We start from the raw sequence: 14,134 nt of genomic DNA, 5'->3' as shown, positions 1-14,134 counted from the left end.
GCCACCGACCCGACCCGGAGCCCTCATGACGCTCGACGTCTCCCCTCTCCCGTCCGGCCCCGTTCAGGACCAACCGGCCGCGGACCTCGCCGCACGGGCCCGCGCCGACGGCGTGAAGTTCCTGCTGGCACTCTTCGTCGACCTCGCGGGCAAGCCGTGCGCCAAGCTCGTCCCGGTCGAGGCGGCGAGCGAACTCCAGTACGAGGGCGTCGGGTTCGCGGGGTACGCGGTCGGAGCCATCGGCCAGCGGCCCAGCGACCCCGACCTCATCGCCATCCCCGACCTCGCCTCGTACACCCCCCTGCCGTGGGTGCGCGAGGGGCTGGCCCTCGTGCACTGCGATCCGCACGTCGAGGGCAAGCCGTGGCCGTTCGCGCCGCGCGTGATCCTCAAGTCGCTGCTGGAGCGCGCCGCCGCCCAGCGACTGGAGCTCTTCGCCGGCGCCGAGGTCGAGTACTTCCTGGTCTCGCGGGACGACCAGGGCCGGATCTCACCCGCCGACACCAAGGACACCGGCGCCCAGCCCTGTTACGACGCCCGCGGGCTGACCCGGATGTACGACCACCTCACCGCCGTCTCCGTGGCGATGAACGAGCTCGGCTGGGGCAACTACGCCAACGACCACGAGGACGGCAACGGACAGTTCGAGCAGAACTTCCGCTACGCCGACGCGCTGACCACCGCCGACCGGGTCATCACCGCCCGGTACCTGATCTCGGTGCTCGCCGAGCGGCGCGGGATGACGGCCACGTTCATGCCCAAGCCGTTCACCGACCGCACCGGCAGCGGCATGCACCTGCATCTCTCGCTGTGGCGCGAGGACCTGGCCCTCTTCCCCGACGCGGCCGACGGGCGCACACTCGGCCTGTCGGAGCTGGCGTACTCCTTCCTGGCGGGGATCCTCGAACACGCCCCCGGCATGCAGGCCGTGCTCGCGCCGACGGTCAACTCCTACAAGCGCACCGGCGCGGTCTCCACCCGCTCGGGCGCCACCTGGTCGCCCCGGCACGCCAGTTACGGCGGCAACGACCGTACCCACTTCGTCCGCGTCCCCGACGGCCACCGGATCGAGCTGCGCGGCGGCGACGGATCCGCGAACCCGTACCTGGCCCTGGCGGCGGCGCTGGCCGCCGGTCTCGACGGCATCGGGCGCGGCCTGGACCCGGGCGCGCCGGGAGCGGACGGCAAGGCCCGCCCCGAGCTGCCGCTGACCCTGCTGCACGCCGTCGACGCGCTGACCGCCGACCCGGTGGTGAGCGGGGCGCTGGACGCGGCGGGCGCGGGCGTCTGCGACTACTTCGCCGGGCTGAAGCGCGAGGAGTTCTTCGCCTGGCACAACACGGTCGGCTCCTGGGAGATCGACCGCTACCTCACCGCGTTCTGAAGCATCGCGTTGTGACGGCAGCGTGTTCTGAAGCCGTCGCGTTGTGAACGGACCACCTCGAAAGCACGAGAAAGGATGCGCCCGTGTGCGGGATCGTCGGGCTTCATCTGCGTGACCCCGAACTGCATGTCCGGCTCGGCGAGTTGCTGGAGGCCATGCTCGGGCAGGTCGTCGAGCGCGGCCCGGACTCGGCCGGGGTCGCCGTCTACGGCGACCGGCGGCGCTGTCCGGAAGGCCACGCCGCGGTGTCGGTGCTCGACGCGCCGCCCGGGCTCGCCCACGCACTGCGGGAGCAACTGCCCGGCAGGCCGGACGTGCTGGTCACCGTGGCCGGAGACACCGCGGTCGTCGCCGCGCCGGTCGCGCCGGAGGTGCTGGCCCGGGCGGTACGGGCCGCCGCGCCGGACGCGATCGTCGTCGGCACCGGCACCGACCTGACCGTCTACAAGGGCACCGGGAACCCTCGCGAGCTGGCCGACACCTACGGCCTCGCCGGCGCCCAGGGCTGGCAGGGCCTGGCGCACACCCGGATGGCCACCGAGTCGGCGGTCACCCCGGAGGGGTGTCACCCGTTCTCGGTCGGCGAGGACCAGTGCCTGGTGCACAACGGCTCGTTCGCCAACCACGCCACCATCCGCCGGGAGTTGAGGGCCGAGGGTGTGGTCTTCGACAGCGAGAACGACTCGGAGGTCGGCGCCCGCTTCGTCGCCTCGCGGCTGGCGCAGGGCGAGGACCTGGAGAAGGCACTGCGCGCGCTCTGCGAGCGTTTCGACGGCTTCTACACCCTGCTGGTGACGACCGGCGACGGGTTCGCCGTCGTCCGCGACGCCATCGCCTGCAAGCCCGCCATCATCGCCGAGACCGACGCCTGGGTGGCGATGGCCTCGGAGTTCCGCGCCCTGGCCGTGCTGCCGGGCATCGACACCGCCCGTATCTACGAGCCCGAGCCGGAGAGGGTCTACGCATGGCGCCGCTGACGACAGGCCCCGACACCACCGAGACCATCGACCTGGCCACCGTCCCGGTCCGGGAGCTCAACGCCAAACTGCACACGGGGTCGGTGGAGGCCTGCGAGGTGCTGAGCCCGCAGGGCAGGCACGCGATCGCCGTGGGCCTGCGTCACCCGGTCACCGTGGACGTGCGCGGGCACGCCGGCTACTACTGCGCCGGAATGAACGACGGCGGCACGGTCACCGTGCACGGCAGCGTCGGCGTGGGCGTCGCGGAGAACATGATGTCCGGCTCCGTGCGCGTACGGGGCGACGCCTCGCAGTCGGCCGGTGCCACCGGACGCGGCGGGCTGCTGGTGATCGAGGGCAGCGCCGCCATGCGCTGCGGGATCTCGATGAAGGGCGTCGACATCGTCGTGGGTGGCGACATCGGCGCGATGAGCGCGTTCATGGCGCAGGCCGGCCGACTGGTGGTCTGCGGCGACGCGGGCGAGGCGCTCGGCGACTCGGTCTACGAGGCGCGGATCTACGTACGCGGCACGGTGGCCTCGCTCGGCGCCGACTGCGTCGAGAAGGAGATGCGGCCGGAGCACCTGGCGGAACTCGGGGAACTGCTCACCGCGGCGGGCCTCGACCACGACCCGGCCTCCTTCCGCCGCTACGGCTCCGCCCGCACCCTCTACCACTTCGCCGCCGGCAACTCCGCCGCGTACTGAGCAGGAGCACCCGTGACCACCTCTCACCTGCGCGAGTCCGCCACCTTCGACCGCGCCACCATCGCCGCCATCCAGCGGGCCGCCGACACCGGGGTCTACGACATCCGCGGCTGGGGAGCCAAGCGGCCCCTCCCGCACTTCGACGACCTGCTCTTCCTCGGGGCGAGCATGTCCCGCTACCCGTTGGAGGGTTACCGGGAGAGCTGCGGCACCGACGTCGTACTCGGCGACCGCAACGCGGCCTTCCCGCTGCACCTCGACATCCCCGTCACCATCGCCGGCATGAGCTTCGGCGCCCTGTCGGCCCAGGCCAAGGAGGCACTGGGCCGCGGCGCCAGCGAGGTCGGCACCTCCACGACCACCGGCGACGGCGGCATGACACCGGAGGAGCGCGGTCAGTCCAAGCACCTCGTCTACCAGTACCTGCCGTCGCGGTACGGCATGAACCTGGAGGACCTCCTCAAGGCCGACGCCATCGAGATCGTCCTCGGCCAGGGCGCCAAGCCGGGTGGCGGCGGCATGCTGCTCGGGCAGAAGATCAGCGACCGGGTGGCCCGGATGCGCACCCTGCCGCCCGGCATCGACCAGCGCAGCGCCTGCCGCCATCCGGACTGGACCGGCCCGGACGACCTGGCGATCAAGATCCTCGAACTGCGGGAGATCACCGACTGGGAGAAGCCGGTCTACGTCAAGGTCGGGGCCACCCGCACCTACTACGACGTGAAGCTCGCCGTCGCGTCCGGCGCCGACGTCGTGGTGGTGGACGGGATGCAGGGCGGAACGGCCGCCACGCAGGACGTGTTCATCGAACACGTCGGCATCCCGACGCTGGCCGCGATCCCGCAGGCCGTCCAGGCGCTCCAGGAACTGGGCCTGCACCGCAAGGTCCAGCTGATCGTCTCCGGGGGCATCCGCACCGGCGCCGACGTGGCCAAGGCCATGGCGCTGGGGGCGGACGCCGTGGCGATCGGCACCGCGGCCCTGATCGCCCTGGGCGACAACCACCCACGCCACGCCGCCGCATACGAGCGACTCGGCTCCGCCGCCGGTTTCTACGACGACTACCAGGACGGCCGCGACCCGGCCGGCATCACCACCCAGGACCCCGAACTCGCCGCCCGCCTCGACCCGGTGGAGGGCGGCCGGCGCATCGCCAACTACCTTCGGGTGCTGACCATGGAGGCACAGACGCTGGCCAGGGCGTGTGGCAAGGCCCACCTGCGCCATCTGGAGCCGGAGGACCTCGTGGCCCTGACCATCGAGGCGTCCGCGATGGCCCGCGTGCCGCTGGCCGGCACCAACTGGATCCCGGGCAGCGGACTGTGACGGCGCCCGGCACGGCGCCCAGCACCGCGTCCACCACGGCGGATGTCGTGATCGTCGGCGGCGGCATCGAGGGCGCGGCCACCGCCTGGGCCCTCGCCCGGCGCGGCATCACCGACGTCGTCGTCTGCGAGCGCGCCACGGTCGGCTCCGGCGGCACGGGCAAGTCCAGCGGGGTGGTGCGCTGCCACTACGGCGTGTCCTCCCTCGCGGCGATGGCGTGGAAGGGCTTGCACCTCTTCGAGAACGCCGAGGACATCCTCGGCGAGGACATCGGCTTCCGCCGCACCGGCTACGTCGTCGGTGTCGGCGAGCGGAACGTCGGCGCCCTGCACGCCAACCTCCGGGCACAGCGCGCCCTCGGCATCGAGACCGGCGAGATCTCCCGCGACGAGGTGGCCGGTCTCTGGCCCGCCGCCGAATTGGGCGACTTCGCGGCGTTCGGCTGGGAGCCGCGCGGCGGCTACGGCGACGCCCACCGCACGGCACAGGCCTTCGCCGCTGCGGCCCGTCGCGACGGGGTACGCATCCGGCAGGGCACCGAGGTGACCGCGCTGCTGACCGACCCGGCCGGCGTGTGCGGGGTCCGGCTGGCGTCCGGGGAGGAGATCGCGAGCCGCTCGGTGGTGGTCGCGGCCGGGCCGTGGTCGGTGGGGCTGCTCGCACCGCTGGGCGTCGCTCTGCCCGTCAGCGTGCACCGCGAGCAGATCGTGCTGATCTCCCCGGGCCCCGGCGCCGACGTCGGCAAGGTCCCCGTCTTCTCCGACCTCGTGTCGCTCCAGTACATCCGGGCCGAGTCCGGCGGCGAGCTGCTGTTCGGCAACAGCGACCTCAGCACCTTGGAGACCGCCGACCCCGACCGCTACGCCAACCACGCCGACCCCGGCTTCCTCGAGACCGCCGTGGAGAAGATCGCGCACCGGCTCCCCGGCCTGCCGGACGCCGCCGTGTCGAGCACCTACGCGGGGTGCTACGACGTGACCCCGGACTTCAACCCCGTGATCGGGCCGACCGGCGTCGACGGTCTGCTCGTCGCGGCCGGCTTCAGCGGACACGGCTTCAAGATCTCACCGGCGGTCGGCGACCTGGTCGCCGACCTCCTCCTCGACGGCCACTCCAACGACCCCGCGGTCCATGCCACGGACTTCCGTCTCACCCGCTTCGCCGAGGGCAGCCCGCTCACCAGCCCCCATCCCTACGCGGGAGCGGGCGAGATGCGCTAGCGGCCGGGAAGAGCCGGGCTCCCTCAAGAACTACGGGTGCAGCGTGACCTCGCCCGTCACGCGGATGCCGGTCTCCTGACCGGGGCCGACCGACAGCGGACCCGCGACACGGACGTCCACCGGGGAGTCGAGGCCCCGCACGGCGACGGTCACCTTGGCGTCGTGGCCGTAGAAACACACGTCGGTCACCGTGCCCCGCACCACCCCCGCGGCGTCCGCGTCGGTCAGTCGCAACTGCTCGGGACGGAGCACCACCGTGCCGGTGCGCCGGCCGTTCGGTGGTGAGGCCAACGCCACGGTCCCGAGCGGTGTGGTCGCCGTGGAGCCGCTGCTGGCGACCGTCCCCCGGAGGAGTACGGCGTCGCCCACGAAACCGGCGACCCATGGATCCGCGGGGCGCCGGTAGAGCTCCTGCGGGGTGTCGCACTGGACGATCCGGCCCTCCCGTACGACGGCCACGAGGTCGGCGGTGGAGAGCGCCTCCTGCTGGTCGTGGGTGACCAGCAGCGCCGTGGCCCCGGTGGCCCGTAGGGCGGCGCGTACGTCCGCCCGCACCCCGGTGCGCAGGGCGCTGTCGAGGGCGTTGAAGGGTTCGTCGAGCAGGACCAGTGCGGGCCTCGGGGCGAGTGCCCTGGCCAGGGCGATGCGCTGCTGCTGTCCTCCGGACAATTCGTGCGGCATGCGGTCGCCGTACCCGGCGAGCCCGACCAGGTCGAGCATCTCCTCCGTACGGCGGCGCCGCTCCCCGCGGTCGAGCCCGGTCAGACCGAAGGCCACATTGCGCGCCACGCTCAGATGCGGGAAGAGCGCACCCTCCTGCGGAACGATCCCGACGCGGCGCCGCTCCGGGGGCAGATGGACGCCGGGGCCGGCCAGGGTGCGCCCGCCGACGGCGACCGTGCCCGAGTCGGCGCGCAGGAACCCCGCGACGATGCGCAGCAGGGTGGTCTTGCCGCAGCCGGAGGGCCCGAGCACGGCGGCCAGCGAACCGCCCGGCACCGCGAGGTCCAGCCCTTGGAGGACGGGGGCCTCGGGGCCGTAGGACTTGGCCAGTTGCACGATGTGGACGTCGTTCATGAGCGGTGCCTGCCCAGGAGGTAGGAGGGGACGGCGGCGAGCAGGATCAGCGCGGCGGCATAGGGGGCGGCGGCCGCGAAGGATCCGGTTCCCGTCTCGGTCCACAGGCGGGTGGCGAGCGTGTCCATGCCCGTGGGGCGCAGCAGAAGAGTGGCGGGCAGTTCCTTCATGCAGACGACGAAGGTGAGGGCGGCACCGGCCGCCACCCCTGGTGCGGCCAGCGGCACGGTCACCTCGCGCAGGACCCGCAGCGGTGACCTGCCGAGCGAGCGGGCCACGTCCTCCAGCACGGGCGGTGCCTGCAGGACGGCGGCCCGGGTGGCGGCCACCGCGACCGGCAGGAAGAGGACGGCGTACGCGCAGACCAGCAGCGGGAGTTGCTGGTAGAGCGGATAGGCGTAGCGGACCGCGAAGAAGACCAGGGACAGCGCGACCGTGATGCCGGGCAGTGCGTGTCCCGCGTAGGCGGCCTGCTCCAGCAGCCGGGCGCCGTGCCCCCGGTGGCGTGCGGCGATGACTCCGACGGGCAGCGCGAGCAGTGTGGTGAGGGCGGCTCCGGCGGCGGCGACACCGAACGTGGCCCGGGCCGCCTGGCCGAGAGCGCCGAGGTCCCAGGTCGCGGAGGAGCCGACGGTCAGCCAGTAGCCGAGGGTGCCGAGCGGGAGGGCGACGGCGGCGGCCGCCACCGTCGCGCACCAGGCGAGGGCGGGGATCCGCCAGCGTCCCAGCGGTACCGGGGCGGCGGGGCGTGCCGTTCCGCCGCCGGTCCTCGCGTGTCCCGCGCGGCCCCGGGTGCGGGCCTCGGCGGCGACCAGCGCCACCGTCATCACCACCAGCACGACGCTGAGGGCGGCGGCCGGGGTGCGGTCGAAGGAGGCGCGGTAGGAGGTGTGGATGGCCCGGGTGAACGTGTCGTAGCGCATCAACGAGACGGCGCCGAAGTCGGAGAGCACGTACAGCGCGACGAGCAGGGCCCCGCCGGCGGCGGCCGGGCGGAGCTGGGGGAGGGTGACCCTGAGGAAGGTGCGCAGGTGGCCGTGGCCGAGGGAGTGGGCGGCCTCCTCCTGTGCCGGGTCGATGCCGCGCAGCGCGGCGGCGACCGGTAGGTGGACGTACGGAAAGCTCACCAGGGTGAGCGCGAGCGCGGCTCCGAGGAACCCCGAGGTCTCGGGTACGGCGGCGAGCCAGGTGAAGGCGGCGACATAGCTGGGCACGGCGAGCGGCAGGGTGGCCAGCACCGACCAGGCGCGGGCTCCCGGCAGGGCGGTGCGCACGGTCAGCCAGGCCAGCGAGATGCCCAGGACCAGACAGGCCACCACGACGACCGCCGTCAGGCCGAGGCTGCGGCCGACGAGTTGGAGGGTGCGTTCGTCGGCGACGACGTCCCAGGCGTAGCCCGGACCGCGTTCGAGGGCGCGGACGGCGAGGTAGCCGAGCGGCAGCAGGGCGAACAGGGCGGCGACGCAGGCGGGGACGAGCAGGACCAGCGGGGGCCGGCGGCCGGAGCCTGGGCCGTCCCCGCGGGTGGTGCGGAGGCGACGGCGCCCGGCCGGAGCGGATGCTCCGGCCGGGCGTGCCGCGGATCGGGCTGTGGTCACGTTGCACTCACGGTTTCCGTCGGGACCGCTGCTCAGACCAGCCCGACGTCCTGGAGCATGGCCAGGGTCTCCTGCAGTGACTCCAGCTTGCCGAGGTCGATGTCGGGGGCGTTGAGGGAGTCGAACGGCGGCAGGCCCTCGACGCTGCTGGTGACACCCGCGGCCAGCGGGTACTCCTTCGTCTTGTCGGCGAAGTAGGTCTGCGCCTCCTCGGACAGCAGGTAGTCGACGGCCTTCTGGGCGGTCGCGGTCTGGCCGCCGTCCTTCAGGATGCCGGCGCCGGCCACGTTGATCAGCGAGCCGGGGTCCTTGCCGGGCAGGAAGTTGAGCTTGGCGTTGACCTTGGCCTCGCCCTTCTCGGCGACCCGCTCGTACCAGTAGTAGTGGTTGACCAGACCGAGGGAGACCTCGCCGGACTCGACGGCGTCCAGGGTGGCGAGGTTGTTGGCGTACGTCTTGCCGCTGGCCTTCAGGTCCTTGAGCCACTCGCGGGTGGCGTCGTCGCCGTCCAGGACGCGCATGCCGGTGACGAAGGCCTGGAAGGAGGCGTTGGTGGGGGCGAAGCCGACCTTGCCCTTCCACTCGGGCTTCACCACGTCGTGGACGCTGTCCGGGACCTCGTCCTCGGCGACCTGGTCCGGGTTGTACGCGATGACGCGCACGCGCCCCGACAGCCCCACCCAGTCGCCGGCGCCGCCGCGGTAGGCCGGGTCCACCTCGTCGAGGCTCGACTGCGGCAGCTTCGCCAGCATGCCCTCCTTGGAGAGGGCGCCGAGCGCGCCCGCGTCCTGCGAGAAGAACAGCCCGGCCTTGGTGCGGTCGCCCTCCTCCAGTATCTGCGCGGCCAGTTCGGCGCTGTCGCCGTACCGCACCTCGACCTTGCTGCCGACGGCCTTCTCCAGCTTGTCCAGGATCGGCTTGACCAGCTTCTCGTTGCGCCCGGAGTAGATGACGAGGGTCGAGTCGCCGCCGTCCGCGGAGCCGCCCTTGTCGTTGTCGGAGCCGCAGGCGGCGAGGGCGGGGAGAAGCAGGCCGGCCGTGACGAGCGCGGTGATCCGGCGAGCCGAGGGGCGTCGCATGGGGTGTGCCTTCCTGCGTGGCCCGCCGATACGCCGCGGGTCGCGTCGTCGGTCAGCGAGCGGCGGAACGAATCTTTTCAGCCAACTGTGAACATGCTATGAATAAGGTAAAGCTTGCCTAACCGTCAAGGGACCTGTGCTAATTGCGGACGTGCCGCAGAAAGGTCGCGCGCCCGTGATAGACCCTTTCGTGGCCTTTTCGCCCCCGTCCGCCGTCCCGAAGACGCGCACCACGGTGCCCTTCCCACGACCTCCCGTACGGCGGCACGGTGTGCCGTTCGCACGGGACCTCGCGTCGTACGGCGCCCGCACCGCACTCATCACGCCACAGGGCGAGGTCAGTTACCGCGCACTCGCCGAACGGGTCGCCGCCACCGCCGAACGCCTCGGCCCCGCACGCCGCCTGGTCCTGCTGGCCGGGGCGAACCGCGCCGACGCCCTGGTCGTCCACCTCGCGGCCCTCTCGGCCGGCCACCCCGTTCTGCTCGTCCCCGGTGACAGCGCCGACACCATCGACGCCCTGAGCGCCGCGTACGACCCGGATGTGGTCGCACGGCCGGACGGTCACGGCACCTGGACGCTCGACGAACGGCGGCCCCGGAGCGCCCACACCCTGCACCCGGACCTGGCGCTGCTGCTCAGCACCTCCGGTTCGACGGGCTCGCCCAAGCTGGTCCGGCTCTCCGCCGAGAACCTCCAGGCCAACGCCGAGTCCATCGCCACCTACCTCGGCATCCGCGACACCGACCGCGCTGCCACGACCCTGCCCCCGCACTACTGCTACGGCCTGTCCGTCATCCACAGCCATCTGCTGCGCGGCGCCGGACTGATCCTCACCGAACGGTCGGTGTCCGACGCCGACTTCTGGGAGGAGTTCCGCGCCGCCCGCGGCACCTCGCTCGCCGGAGTGCCGTACACCTTCGACCTCCTCGACCGGGTCGGCTTCGCGCGCATGCGCCTGCCCCACCTGCGGTACGTCACCCAGGCCGGAGGCCGCCTGGCGCCCGAACGGGTAGCCCACTACGCCGAGTCGGGCCGCCGCGCCGGCTGGGAACTGTTCGTGATGTACGGGCAGACCGAGGCGACGGCCCGCATGGCCTATCTGCCTCCGGCCCTCGCCGCCGAGCGCCCGCAGGCCGTCGGAGTGCCCATCCCCGGAGGCTCCTTCCGGATCGGACCGGTGGACGGCATCGACGAGCCGGACACCGGAGAACTGGTCTACTCGGGCCCGAACGTCATGCTCGGCTACGCCGAGAGCGCGGCGGACCTCGCACGGGGACGCACCGTCGAGGAACTGCACACCGGAGACATCGCCCGCCGGGCCCCCGACGGGTTGTACGAGATCGTGGGGCGCCGCAGCCGGTTCGCCAAGATCCTGGGACTGCGGATAGACCCGCAGCGCGTCGAGGCGATCCTGGGGGAGCACGGCATACGCGCGTCCTGCGCGGGCGACGACGACGCGCTGGCCGTGCTCGCGATCCGCGCCGAGGGCGTCGACGCGGCACGCATCCGGCGTCTGGTGGCGGACAGTTGTGGCCTGCCGCCCCGCGCGATTCACGCACGGACGGTCCCCGAGCTCCCGCGGCTCGCCTCGGGCAAGCCCGACCACGAGGCCGTACGGCGACTGGCGCGCGAGTCGCAGGCGCCGCCCCGGCCCGGCACGGCCACCGACGACCTCCGCACCCTCTACGCCGAGATCCTCGACCGCACCGACGTCACCGAGGACAGCAGCTTCGTCAGCCTGGGCGGCGACTCACTCTCCTACGTCGAGATGTCCCTGCGCCTCGAGCAGGCGCTGGGCGTGCTCCCCACCGACTGGCACACCACACCGATCCGGGAGCTGCACGCCCTTGACGCGACGCGGCGCCCGGCCGGGAGCCCCGGCCGAAAGCGAGGGCTGCGACGCACCCTGGACACCGGAATAGCCCTGCGCGCGATCGGCATCGTCCTGATCGTGGGCTCCCACGTCCCCGTGTTCGCCGTCCAGGGCGGCGCCCACGTACTTCTCGGGGTCGCCGGCTTCAACTTCGCCCGCTTCCACCTCACCGCACACGAACGCCCAGACCGCCTGCGCAGGCTGGGGCGCAGCATCGCGCGCATCGCCGTACCGAGCATCGTGTGGATCACCCTCGTGCTGCTGCTGACCCGCGAATACGACCTGGCCAACATCGTGCTGGCCAACAGCCTGTTCCCACAGGACAACTCGGACCCCGAGTGGCGGTACTGGTTCGTCGAGGCGCTGGTCTACTTCCTGACCGGCCTCGCGGTGCTGCTGGCGGTCCCGCTGCTCGACCGCGCAGAGCGGCGCAGCCCCTTCGGCTTCGCCCTGGCGTTGGTCGCGGTGGGACTGGTCGGGCGCTACGACCCCTGGGGCCTGGCACACATCCGCCACCACCTGAGCCCCACCGTCGTCTTCTTCCTGTTCGCACTGGGCTGGGCGGCGGCGCGCGCCCGCACGACGGCGCACCGGCTGCTGCTGACCGCCGTCCTGCTGATCACCGTGCCGGGCCTGTTCCCCGGCGGCCAGCCCCTACGGACCTCGATCGTCGTGGGCGGCCTGATGTTGGTGCTGTGGATCCCTACCCTGCCCAGCATGGACCCGCTCAACCGGCTCGCGGGCATCCTGGCGGGCAGCTCGCTGTACATCTACCTGACGCACTTCCATGTCTATCCCTACCTGCGGGACGACTCCCCGGTTCTGGCTCTGCTGGTCTCCCTGGCGTTCGGCGTGACGTACGGGGCAGTGGCCACACGGCTGACCCGCAGACTGTCCTGACGGTGCGCCGGCTGCCCTGTGCGTGAGGACTGAACAAGGAACCGATCTTTCCCCCGCGGTGTCTGGGCAGGCATGGCCGGCTTTCTCTTCCTGACTCTGACCTTTGCGCCGTTCCTGGCGCCCTGTGTGTCCGTGATCGCCGCCGCGGCGCTCGCCCGGCGGGCCTACAAGCGGCCACCGGGCAGCGGGTGGCACCTGCCGAGCGCCACGACATGCGCGCTGGTCGCGGTCATGGCGGGCGCGGCGGCGTTCGGCGCGTACGCGTGGGGTCTGATGTCGGGGTTCTACATCCTGGACCCGGACCAACTGTGTGCGTCGCGGGGCCTGCAGGGCGATCACGTCGTGACGCGGGAGACGCTGCCGGTCAGTGCGCAGTGCGTCACGTCGGAGGGCGTGGGAAGCGAGCTCGTGCCGGGCTGGGTGAATCCCGTGATCTTCATCGGGCTCACGCTGTTCGTACTCGCCCTCGCGACGGGAAGCCTCGCGGCAGTGCGCCGGCGCCTTTCCGTGGGGTGAGGCAACATCTCGGATCCTTCAGCCCGCCTGTCGGCCGATGTCGATCACGAGTTGCCGGTGTGTGCGGGCCATGTCGGTCAGATCGTCACGCAGCTCGGACAGCCATCTCCGACGCCGCACTCGACCAGGTGCAACTGCCCGAAGGGGCTGCCCACATGGCTACGCCGAAGCGTGTCCGTCATGGGGTGACCTGCTTTCGTCGTTCGTCGTTCGTTTGTCGGGGCCGGGCGAGAAACAAGGCGGTGCGGTGCGCGCTACCCCCGGGCGCCCACTGTCGTGACTGTTGCCACGCGGCACCAGGCGACCGGTCCGCTGTCCGGACCGTGCGGCTTGGCGTGCGCCGCGCTCAGCGGACCACTGGCTCGCACCGGTGCGAAGCGCTGCCCCGGCCCAGGGCCCGTCTGTTGGCAGGGGAGCGACGATGGGGCCATGGCGTTGGCGACGGAGTTGACGGAGTTGTTGGGCGTGCGGCACCCGATCGTGTTGGCACCGATGGGCGGTTCAGCCGGGGGCGCGCTGGCCGCAGCCGTCTCGCGCGCAGGCGGCCTCGGGCTGCTGGGCGGTGGATACGGGGATCGGGCATGGCTGGAGCGGGAGCTGGCGATCGTCGCGCGGGGCACCGACGAACCATGGGGTGTCGGCTTCCTGACCTGGGCGATCGATGCCGACGCGGTGGAGATGGCGCTGGAGTCCAATCCGGCGGCGGTGATGTTGTCCTTCGGCGACCCGAGCCCGTTCGCCGATCGGGTCCACAGGTCGGACGCGGCTCTGATCGTTCAGGTCACTGATCTGGACGAGGCCCGGCGTGCCGTGGATGTGGGCGCCGACGTCATCGTGGCGCAAGGAACCGAGAGCGGTGGGCACGGTGCCCGGCGCGGGCGGTCCACGTTGCCGTTCGTGCCGCTCGTCGTGGATCTCGCGGCTCCGGTGCCGGTGCTGGCGGCCGGCGGGATCGCCGATGGCCGCGGGGTTGCCGCGGCGCTGGCCCTGGGTGCTGCCGGAGCGCTCATCGGCACCCGCTTCCAGGCCACCGCCGAGGCCCTGATCGACCCCGCGACAGCCCAGGCGCTCGTCGAAGGGCGCGGGCAGGACACCGAGCGCAACGGCGTGTTGGACATCGCCCGTGGCGCGAGCTGGCCGACCCACAAGTACACCGCCCGCTCTCTCGGCCACCCCTACCTCGACCGATGGCGCGGCCGGGAGGCCGAGCTGGCCGGCGATTCCCAGGCCCGTCAGGCATACCGGGACGACGTGGCACGAGCCGCGATTCCACCTCTGCCGATCTGGGCGGGCGAGGCCGTCGACCTCATCACCGACCTTCCTTCCGCAGCCGACCTCGTCACCACGCTGGCTGCCCAAGCCGAGGATGCGCTGACCTGGGCCGGAAGGCGCCGACCGGACAACCGGCCACGAGCTCACGGCTGATGCCGTCGAGCCGAGAGCGGTCGTACTGGCTTCGTGTGCAACCAAGGCGTGCTCCCGGTCGTCATCA

11 protein-coding genes are annotated in these 14,134 nt (G+C 72.3%); 8 read left to right on the top strand and 3 right to left on the bottom strand.

Annotated elements, in window-relative coordinates; translation table 11 throughout:
- Window positions 1-25 precede the first annotated feature (25 nt).
- The 5 genes from glnT to OG252_RS04710 all read left to right on the top strand — a co-directional run bounded on the left by glnT (window position 26) and on the right by OG252_RS04710 (window position 5,596).
- Entirely contained in the window at window positions 26-1,384 is a 1,359-nt protein-coding gene (gene glnT, locus OG252_RS04730; RefSeq protein WP_329333941.1) for a type III glutamate--ammonia ligase, read from the top strand.
- Window positions 1,385-1,467: 83 nt separating this feature from the next.
- Window positions 1,468-2,361 carry a glutamine amidotransferase gene (locus OG252_RS04725; protein ID WP_329333939.1) on the top strand — a complete coding sequence of 298 codons (894 nt, stop codon included), beginning with the start codon at window positions 1,468-1,470 and terminating at the stop codon, window positions 2,359-2,361.
- Window positions 2,349-3,050, top strand: a complete 702-nt coding sequence (locus OG252_RS04720; RefSeq protein ID WP_266451735.1) for a glutamate synthase — start codon at window positions 2,349-2,351, stop codon at window positions 3,048-3,050. Before OG252_RS04725 ends, OG252_RS04720 begins: the two co-directional genes overlap by 13 nt.
- A 12-nt stretch (window positions 3,051-3,062) precedes the next feature.
- Window positions 3,063-4,376: an FMN-binding glutamate synthase family protein gene (locus OG252_RS04715; protein WP_266451736.1), complete on the top strand. Its 1,314-nt coding sequence runs from the start codon at window positions 3,063-3,065 to the stop codon at window positions 4,374-4,376.
- Entirely contained in the window at window positions 4,373-5,596 is a 1,224-nt protein-coding gene (locus OG252_RS04710) for an NAD(P)/FAD-dependent oxidoreductase (RefSeq protein ID WP_329333935.1), read from the top strand. The genes OG252_RS04715 and OG252_RS04710 overlap by 4 nt, the downstream gene beginning before the upstream one ends.
- Before the next feature lie 30 nt (window positions 5,597-5,626).
- On the opposite strand, the gene OG252_RS04705 is transcribed toward OG252_RS04710, so the two are convergent.
- The 3 genes from OG252_RS04705 to OG252_RS04695 are packed head-to-tail and all read right to left on the bottom strand — an operon-like array spanning window position 5,627 to window position 9,350.
- Complete coding sequence (locus OG252_RS04705) at window positions 5,627-6,673, bottom strand: ABC transporter ATP-binding protein (RefSeq protein WP_329333933.1); 1,047 nt, start codon at window positions 6,671-6,673, stop codon at window positions 5,627-5,629.
- Complete coding sequence (locus OG252_RS04700; RefSeq protein WP_329333931.1) at window positions 6,670-8,271, bottom strand: ABC transporter permease; 1,602 nt, start codon at window positions 8,269-8,271, stop codon at window positions 6,670-6,672. Before OG252_RS04700 ends, OG252_RS04705 begins: the two co-directional genes overlap by 4 nt.
- Window positions 8,272-8,303: 32 nt before the next feature.
- Window positions 8,304-9,350 carry an iron ABC transporter substrate-binding protein gene (locus tag OG252_RS04695; RefSeq protein ID WP_266451740.1) on the bottom strand — a complete coding sequence of 349 codons (1,047 nt, stop codon included), beginning with the start codon at window positions 9,348-9,350 and terminating at the stop codon, window positions 8,304-8,306.
- A gap of 190 nt (window positions 9,351-9,540) precedes the next feature.
- Here OG252_RS04695 and OG252_RS04690 point away from each other — a divergent pair, with 190 nt between their 5' ends.
- From OG252_RS04690 to OG252_RS04680, 3 genes are all read left to right on the top strand, one after another.
- Complete coding sequence (locus OG252_RS04690) at window positions 9,541-12,126, top strand: AMP-binding protein (RefSeq protein WP_329333929.1); 2,586 nt, start codon at window positions 9,541-9,543, stop codon at window positions 12,124-12,126.
- A 72-nt stretch (window positions 12,127-12,198) separates the two neighbouring features.
- The gene (locus tag OG252_RS04685; protein ID WP_329333927.1) at window positions 12,199-12,642 is read left to right on the top strand and encodes a hypothetical protein; all 444 of its coding nucleotides are present in this window, start codon (window positions 12,199-12,201) and stop codon (window positions 12,640-12,642) included.
- 429 nt (window positions 12,643-13,071) lie between these two features.
- Entirely contained in the window at window positions 13,072-14,067 is a 996-nt protein-coding gene (locus OG252_RS04680; RefSeq protein WP_329333925.1) for an NAD(P)H-dependent flavin oxidoreductase, read from the top strand.
- Window positions 14,068-14,134 lie beyond the last annotated feature (67 nt).

It is taken from the genome of Streptomyces sp. NBC_01352, from assembly GCF_036237295.1.
GTDB lineage: Bacteria > Actinomycetota > Actinomycetes > Streptomycetales > Streptomycetaceae > Streptomyces > Streptomyces plumbiresistens.
This window is presented reverse-complemented; position numbering and strand designations above follow the sequence as displayed.

Coding starts and splice junctions, on each gene's coding strand:
- OG252_RS04720 (WP_266451735.1), top strand. CDS start 2,349: ATGGCGCCGCTGACGACAGGCCCCGACACCACCGAGACCATCGACCTG.
- OG252_RS04705 (WP_329333933.1), bottom strand. CDS start 6,673: ATGAACGACGTCCACATCGTGCAACTGGCCAAGTCCTACGGCCCCGAG.
- OG252_RS04680 (WP_329333925.1), top strand. CDS start 13,072: ATGGCGTTGGCGACGGAGTTGACGGAGTTGTTGGGCGTGCGGCACCCG.
- glnT (WP_329333941.1), top strand. CDS start 26: ATGACGCTCGACGTCTCCCCTCTCCCGTCCGGCCCCGTTCAGGACCAA.
- OG252_RS04695 (WP_266451740.1), bottom strand. CDS start 9,350: ATGCGACGCCCCTCGGCTCGCCGGATCACCGCGCTCGTCACGGCCGGC.
- OG252_RS04685 (WP_329333927.1), top strand. CDS start 12,199: ATGGCCGGCTTTCTCTTCCTGACTCTGACCTTTGCGCCGTTCCTGGCG.